Raw genomic sequence first — 6,986 nt, forward strand, 5'->3', positions numbered from 1 at the left:
AAAGTTCGTTTTCTATTCCAAATTTTACTATTTTTGCACCATGATAATGGATTTAGAACATATAGGTAACATACCAGTCAGTACTTCAGCTATAGCTTCATTGTTTACAAACATTGAAGCAGGGAATCAGAAAGTACGCAGTCTTGAGGCGGCTCATAAAATTATCCGACTCAAGAAGGGGCTTTATGTGGTAGCCCCAAATGTGTCTCGTGTTGCTCTATCCACAGAACTGATAGCCAATCATCTTTATGCTCCTTCGTATGTGTCTATGCAGACAGCCTTACGTTATTATGGATTAATACCAGAAGCTGTTTATACTACTCAGTCTATGACACTAAAGCACTCCCGTAGTTTTGATACTCCTGTCGGGCGTTTTGAGTATAAGAACATGTCAAGAGAAGCCTTTTCAATAGGGATTACAAGCATCAATATGCAGAGTTACGCCTTTCTGATGGCAACACCAGAAAAAGCTCTCTGTGACTTAATCGCAAATTCTCCGAAGGTTAATTTACGTTACCTGAAGGATGTAGAGAACTATTTGGAGGAGGACATCCGAATGGAAATAGATGATTTCAGAAATATGGACATAAGTATATTTGAGCGATATGCTCAGGTTGGAAAAAAGTCTAAATCCATAGAAACTCTAATTAAATATTTAAGGAAATGAATACAAACGAGATATTCTATCAAATGCTTTCGAGCTATGACATAACGACCGAACTGCAAAAGCGCAATGCTATCTTTGAGGTCAACCAGCAGATTATTCTTTCTGGTCTTTACAATGGTGGCTTTTTCAACGAGGCAGCTTTCTATGGTGGAACATGTCTGCGTATATTCCATGGATTGCAGCGTTTCTCTGAGGATATGGATTTTTCCCTGCTTGCTCCGAATGAAAACTTTGATTTTACATATTATTTTCAGCCCATCATTGACCAATTCGCTATGGTGGGTAGAGAGGTTGAGATCAGAAAGAAGGACAAAAAGAACTTTGGCAAAGTGGAGTCTGCCTTTCTGAAAGACAACACAGATGTATATGATATTACATTCCAAACTGAGAAATCTGTTAAGATCAAGATTGAAGTTGATACTCAACCTCCTTTGAAATTCCAAACAGAACAGAAGTTGCTTCTGCTCCCCCAATCTTTCATGACACGATGTTTCACTTTGCCAGCCCTCTTTGCAGGAAAGATGCATGCACTGGTGTATCGTGCCTGGAAGAACAGAGTCAAGGGACGTGATTGGTATGACTTCGAATGGTATGTTCGCCACAATGTTCCTCTTGACTTTACTCACTTGTGCGAAAGAGCCTTACAGTTCAATCACGAAGAGCTTGACAAGGAGACGTTCCTTCAAAAACTGAATGAAAGACTTACCACGGCAGACATGAATCAAATAAAGGCAGACGTGTTGCCTTTTGTCAGGATTCCCAAAGAGTTGGATATTTGGTCGAATGACTATTTTATGGAACTTGCAAAAATGATCAGATTTGAATGAAAGAAGCATTTCGATAACATCTGGGCAGATCATTTCACCGGAAATCCTGCATCAGGAAAGGTCATGGAGAAATGCGGTTTCGTCGATACTGGTATGTTGAATAAATGCAGCCAGCTCGTGGGTGGCAACAAGGATATGGTTAAAGTGTTTAAGTACAAAGGATTAAAAAATGAGAAAGAAATCAAGAGCAATGGATAGTGGGTGGGCATTGGAAGTAATGCACAAGGCTCCGTATATAACTGTCAGTTTTATTGACGAAGACGGCAAGCCTTATGGTTTACCCCTGTCACTCGCATCTGATGATGATGTGAACTGGTATTTTCATGGTGCCTTGGAAGGCAAGAAGCTGGAGGCAATCAAGGCTCATCCTGAGGTCTGCCTTTCAGCCGTAACCCGTTGTGTGCCTACGGTTGGTCCGAAGGACGGCAGTTTCACCCTGCAATTCAAATCAGCCATTGCATTCGGCAAGGCAGAAATCGTGACAGAGGATGCAGAGAAGATTCATGGCCTCCGACTGATCTGTGAACGTTTCCTTCCTCAACACATGGATGCTTTCGACCAGAGCATCGCCCGTTCCTTATCGCGCACGTCTGTTGTTCGCATCACGCTTACTGAGCCACCAACCGGCAAGCGCAAGCAATATGATAAGGAAGGCGTGGAAATGAAATATGGAAGAATGGAATAAATCTCCGATAATGGTAATATCTTCCGAAAACCAGGTATAAGCTCTTTAGGAGAATGTGCGTATCTTTGCAGAAATTTAAAAGCATAGGATTATGAAGGAATTATTCTTTAATACCATACAGGAGTTTAACGACTTCATAGGGGTGAAAACACTTCATCCCTTGGTAAGCGTTGTGCGTGTAGAGAATGCCTCTCCTATACAGGAGGCTGTGCATCACTACGGACTTTATGCCCTCTTTCTGAAGGAAAACAAGGGCTGCAAATTGTCATACGGAAGAACAGAATATGATTTTGACGAGATGACCGTCACCTCGTTTGCTCCAGGACAGTCGATTAAGGTAGAACCCATTCCAGGTGTTCCGTTTGCCAAATATACGGTATTGGCTTTCCATCCCGACCTGCTCAACCGCACCCAGCTTGGCAAAAACATCTCCCGATACGAGTTTTTCGACTATACAAGCAACGAAGCATTACACTTATCCACTGCCGAGGTAAACATCTTCCGTGATGTGCTCTCAATGATTAAGCAGGAACTGCAGCATCCTATAGATAAGCATTCGCGCGAACTCATCGTTTCCAACATCGAGTTGTTGCTGAACTATTGTCTGCGCTTCTACGACCGACAGTTTATCACACGCGAGGAAATAAATCATTCGGTGGTCAAGAAATTCATCTCTCTGCTCGATGAATACATTGCCCGTGAAGCGATGCGTGAAGGTCTGCCTACCGTAGCTTACTTTGCCGACAAATGCTGCTATTCGCCTAAATATTTCGGAGAATTAGTCAAGACCGAGACAGGCAGAACTGCAAAGAGTCTGATTAACGACCGACTGCTTTCTGCAGCCCGCCAACTACTTGTTGATGAAACCCTCAGCATTACACAAATCAGCCAGCACCTCGGCTTTGAATATTCTCAGCACTTCGTCCGCTTTTTCAAGGCGCAGACGGGCAAGACTCCAAGCGAGTATCGTAAAACAGCGTAGATATAATGATGTATGTATAGAATAACTGTTATTTTTAATACATTGAAGATGTTCCTGAAGAAGAATTAAAAAAAATGATACAATGAAGAAAATAATCGTAATCTCTACCAGTCTGCGTACTGGTTCAAATAGCGACATGCTCGCAGATCAGTTTATCGAAGGTGCCAAGGCTGCAGGTCATGAAGTGGAAAAGATTTCGCTTGCAGGAAAAGACATCAAGTTTTGCAAAGGCTGTCTGGCATGTCAGAAGTTGGGCAAGTGTGTCATCAAAGATGATGTGAACGACATCATGCAGAAGGTGCTGAATGCCGATGTGATTTGCTGGGCAACACCTATATATTATTATGAGATGAGCGGACAGATGAAGACGCTCATCGACCGCATGAATGCTTTGTACTCGCTCGACTACAAATTCCGAGATGTTTACATGCTCACTACTGCTGCCGAAGATGAACCAGAAGTACCGAAACGTGCTGAAGCTGGATTGACTGGATGGATTGACTGTTACCCTAAGAGCCATCTTGCTGGCACGCTGTTCTGCGGAGGTGTTGACGAGCCACGCACCATTGAAGGCAACCAGAAATTGCAGGAAGCATACGAGTTAGGAAAATCTGTTTAAGGAATAACTATTAAGGAGGGCTTTTATGAAAGCTTTTGCAACATTCATCATATTAACGACTATTTCATTTAATATAATGGCACAACAGAAAATAGTACAGACAGCAGGGCGCACCCAGCTGGGTGAGTTTGCCCCGGAGTTCGCCCACCTCAACGACGAAATCCTCTTCGGAGAAGTATGGAGCCGCAATGACCTGCTTTCATTGCGCGACCGCAGTTTGGTAACAATCACTTCGCTCATCAGCCAAGGAATCACCGACAACTCGCTGAAATATCACTTGCAGTCGGCAAAGAATAACGGAATTACCCGCACGGAAGCGGCAGAGATTATTACTCACATCGCCTTCTACGCCGGCTGGCCAAAGGCCTGGGCTGCCTTCAATCTGGCAAAGGAGGTATGGAACGAGGACGTGAAAGGAGAAGATGCCAAGGCTGCATTCCAGCGTGAGATGATATTCCCTGTTGGCGAACCCAACACCGCTTACGCCAAATACTTCAAAGGCAACAGTTATCTGGCACAAATATCCGACAGTCAGATACCTTTCTTCAATGTTACCTTTGAGCCTGGTTGCCGTAACAACTGGCACACGCACCACGCCACAAAGGGTGGCGGACAGATGCTGGTAGGCGTAGCCGGACGTGGCTGGTATCAGGAAGAAGGCAAGCCTGCGCAGGAAATCCTCCCCGGCACAGTCATCCATATTCCTGCCAACGTGAAGCATTGGCATGGTGCCGCAAAAGACAGCTGGTTTGCCCACCTCGCCTTTGAAATACCTGGCGAAAACACATCCAACGAATGGCAGGAGGCTGTAAGCGATGAGGAATATAACAAGATAAAATAGCAACTATATGATTTTACAATTATGAAGAAGATAAAGTTAAGCAATGGCGTGGAAATGCCACAATTGGGTTATGGTGTTTATCAGGTGGAACCTGATCCAACCCTACCCTCACCCATATTGGCGAGAAATATGGCAAGACTGCCGCACAGGTAGCCTTGCGCTGGCTGTTGCAGAGCGATGTAATCATCAGCCGTGATGTAATCAGCAACATGCACACCACTGAGTTCCACATGATGCTAACTTCCGATCATTAAGGTCATTAAGGATTTCCGGTTATTCAAGATGTCCCAAGTTGTCCCTCAATGCCCCTCTATCTTATAAATAGGGTCCACTAATTATTCGATTATTGCAGATACAGAATATAAAGGATAATTGGCAAGCCAATCCTGCTCTCTATAAGGTGACATAGATAGGCGCACACCTTTTAATCCATGATTACGTTCCACAAACACCCTCAGACTCTTAGCTTGTAAATTTTCCTCAGCCTTTACTTCTATCGGAATGATTCTTTCCTCATCCTGCACCAGGAAATCAATTTCACCACGTGAATTATCTGCCGACCAATAATAGATTGACAAAGAAGCTTTCTCCTTAAGCTGCTGCAGGACATACTGTTCTGTCAGCGCCCCTTTAAAATCAGAAAACAACACATTTCCTTCCAACAAGCTTTGGATAGGAATATTGCTCATGGCTCCCATCAGTCCCACATCAGACAGAAATAACTTAAAAGCAGAGAAATCTTCATATGCAGCCAAAGGCAACAGAGCCTTCTTGCAGCGGTTCACCTTATAGATTAACCCTGCATCTTTCAGCCATTCGATGGCGAGCTCAAAATCCTTTGCTCTGGCCCCTTTCTTCACAGCACCATAGATAAATTTCTTGTTTTCCTTGGCGAGCTGGGATGGAATGGATTTCCATACCATTCGGATACGTGGAACTTCTATAGCCGGTGCATGTTTGGAAAAATCACGCTCATACGCTTCAAGGATTCCTTTTTGAATGTTTCTGACTTTAGACAGATTCCCCTCACAGACAAAAGACTGGACTACAGCCGGCATTCCCCCTACCAGATAATACTGTCGCAGACATTCCTCGAATTTATTCCGGAACATGGTTATCATATTCCAATCCTTTTTCATGAGCAGTTCCACCATCCTACTTTCACCGATTGCATCCAAAAATTCAAAGAATGTAAGGGGGTATAAATGCATAAAATCTACCTTACCTACAGGAAAAGAGTCATTCTGATGCATCGCAATTCCGAGCAATGAACCTGCAGCTACGACATGATATTGAGGTGCTTTTTCTGCAAAATACTTTAACGCGGTGATGCCCCTGGGCGCTTCTTGTATCTCATCAAGGATAATAAGCGTATTCTCATCAATAGAAACTCCTGTACTCCATTGTATGCTATTAATAATGCGGGAAATATCAAAGTCATGCGCAAAAACTTCCCGGAGCATTTCATTGTCTTCGAAGTTCACATACGCACTATGGTTATAGGCCTCTTTGGCAAATTCTTGCATCAGCCAGGTTTTGCCAACCTGGCGGGCTCCAAGCATGACCAATGGCTTTCGGTCATTACTTGCTTTCCATTGATATAGGTAGTCGATGGCTTTTCTCTTCATAACTATCTGATTGCTTGATGATTTCTGAATGCAAAGATACATTTTTTATTTCAAACCACGCCAAAAGTCGTCCTTAAAAATGTATAAAACCACAAAAAGTCGTCCTTAAAAGTGTAGAAAACCACAAAAAGTCGTCCTTAAAAGTGTATTTCCAGTGGTCATATCCTGATAGATATTACCTCTACCTTATAGTCTTCTGTCTCTGTCTGCATCATGTTAAGGACAAAAGTAACAACAAGTACCATTCCCAATCGGAGGGAAGCCAGAAATCAAAATCATGGATCCACGGAGCACACAGAGCCCACAGAGCTCACTCATCGGAATTACAAACTGCCCTTCCCATCAGGTTAGACAGTTTCCCGTCAAGTCTTCGATAGTTTCTCGCTATTATCTCGTTCGACGTTCGCTGCTCTTTCGTTCGTTTTTCGCTTATTCCTCGTTCGGTCCTCGTTCGGTCTTCGATAGACTAACGAATAACGAACGAGAGACGAACGAGAGACGAACGAGGACCTAACGAGAAGTGAACGAGAACCGAACGATAACCGAACGATAACCGGTCGGGTGGCAATCGAGCAATCATGCTCCTTATGTTGCAACCAGTTGGAGGTATTTGGAATAGTACATGTAAACATAAATGAATGATTTTTAGTTGTATGATATATGGTTTTTTGCTAAAGCGCCTTTTTGTTTACGACGCCATCATTTTGGTACTTACAAATGTACAACATCACACCCCC

Annotated in this window: 9 protein-coding genes; 8 read left to right on the forward strand and 1 reads right to left on the reverse strand. The window is 43.4% G+C overall.

The features are described 5' to 3' along the window. The first annotated feature begins 40 nt into the window (after positions 1 to 40). The 8 genes from CIK90_RS01830 (at position 41) to CIK90_RS14510 (ending at position 4,774) form a co-directional block, all read left to right on the forward strand. Positions 41 to 667, forward strand: coding sequence for a hypothetical protein (locus CIK90_RS01830; RefSeq protein ID WP_094440158.1), 627 nt, complete (start codon positions 41 to 43; stop codon positions 665 to 667). Further along, complete coding sequence (locus CIK90_RS01835) at positions 664 to 1,494, forward strand: nucleotidyl transferase AbiEii/AbiGii toxin family protein (protein WP_094464196.1); 831 nt, start codon at positions 664 to 666, stop codon at positions 1,492 to 1,494. Before CIK90_RS01830 ends, CIK90_RS01835 begins: the two co-directional genes overlap by 4 nt. Before the next feature lie 63 nt (positions 1,495 to 1,557). Continuing rightward, a complete protein-coding gene (locus CIK90_RS14505) occupies positions 1,558 to 1,692 on the forward strand; it encodes a hypothetical protein (protein ID WP_256387342.1) in 135 nt (44 codons plus the stop codon). Next, positions 1,664 to 2,179: a pyridoxamine 5'-phosphate oxidase family protein gene (locus CIK90_RS01845; RefSeq protein WP_094464197.1), complete on the forward strand. Its 516-nt coding sequence runs from the start codon at positions 1,664 to 1,666 to the stop codon at positions 2,177 to 2,179. Before CIK90_RS14505 ends, CIK90_RS01845 begins: the two co-directional genes overlap by 29 nt. Positions 2,180 to 2,270: 91 nt before the next feature. Further along, entirely contained in the window at positions 2,271 to 3,161 is an 891-nt protein-coding gene (locus CIK90_RS01850; RefSeq protein WP_094464198.1) for an AraC family transcriptional regulator, read from the forward strand. Positions 3,162 to 3,243: 82 nt separating this feature from the next. Then, on the forward strand, positions 3,244 to 3,780 hold the full coding sequence (locus CIK90_RS01855; protein ID WP_094464199.1) for a flavodoxin family protein: 537 nt from the start codon (positions 3,244 to 3,246) through the stop codon (positions 3,778 to 3,780). A gap of 25 nt (positions 3,781 to 3,805) precedes the next feature. Continuing rightward, positions 3,806 to 4,621 carry a carboxymuconolactone decarboxylase family protein gene (locus CIK90_RS01860; protein ID WP_094464200.1) on the forward strand — a complete coding sequence of 272 codons (816 nt, stop codon included), beginning with the start codon at positions 3,806 to 3,808 and terminating at the stop codon, positions 4,619 to 4,621. A gap of 21 nt (positions 4,622 to 4,642) precedes the next feature. Continuing rightward, entirely contained in the window at positions 4,643 to 4,774 is a 132-nt protein-coding gene (locus tag CIK90_RS14510) for a hypothetical protein (RefSeq protein WP_256387343.1), read from the forward strand. Positions 4,775 to 4,956: 182 nt separating this feature from the next. On the opposite strand, the gene CIK90_RS01865 is transcribed toward CIK90_RS14510, so the two are convergent. Next, on the reverse strand, positions 4,957 to 6,249 hold the full coding sequence (locus CIK90_RS01865; RefSeq protein ID WP_094464201.1) for an ATP-binding protein: 1,293 nt from the start codon (positions 6,247 to 6,249) through the stop codon (positions 4,957 to 4,959). Positions 6,250 to 6,986: the final 737 nt, after the last annotated feature.

The organism is Prevotella sp. P5-126 (genome assembly GCF_002251185.1).
Taxonomy (GTDB): domain Bacteria; phylum Bacteroidota; class Bacteroidia; order Bacteroidales; family Bacteroidaceae; genus Prevotella.

Coding starts and splice junctions, on each gene's coding strand:
- CIK90_RS01830 (WP_094440158.1), top strand. CDS start 41: ATGATAATGGATTTAGAACATATAGGTAACATACCAGTCAGTACTTCA.
- CIK90_RS01835 (WP_094464196.1), top strand. CDS start 664: ATGAATACAAACGAGATATTCTATCAAATGCTTTCGAGCTATGACATA.
- CIK90_RS14505 (WP_256387342.1), top strand. CDS start 1,558: ATGGAGAAATGCGGTTTCGTCGATACTGGTATGTTGAATAAATGCAGC.
- CIK90_RS01845 (WP_094464197.1), top strand. CDS start 1,664: ATGAGAAAGAAATCAAGAGCAATGGATAGTGGGTGGGCATTGGAAGTA.
- CIK90_RS01850 (WP_094464198.1), top strand. CDS start 2,271: ATGAAGGAATTATTCTTTAATACCATACAGGAGTTTAACGACTTCATA.
- CIK90_RS01855 (WP_094464199.1), top strand. CDS start 3,244: ATGAAGAAAATAATCGTAATCTCTACCAGTCTGCGTACTGGTTCAAAT.
- CIK90_RS01860 (WP_094464200.1), top strand. CDS start 3,806: ATGAAAGCTTTTGCAACATTCATCATATTAACGACTATTTCATTTAAT.
- CIK90_RS14510 (WP_256387343.1), top strand. CDS start 4,643: ATGAAGAAGATAAAGTTAAGCAATGGCGTGGAAATGCCACAATTGGGT.
- CIK90_RS01865 (WP_094464201.1), bottom strand. CDS start 6,249: ATGAAGAGAAAAGCCATCGACTACCTATATCAATGGAAAGCAAGTAAT.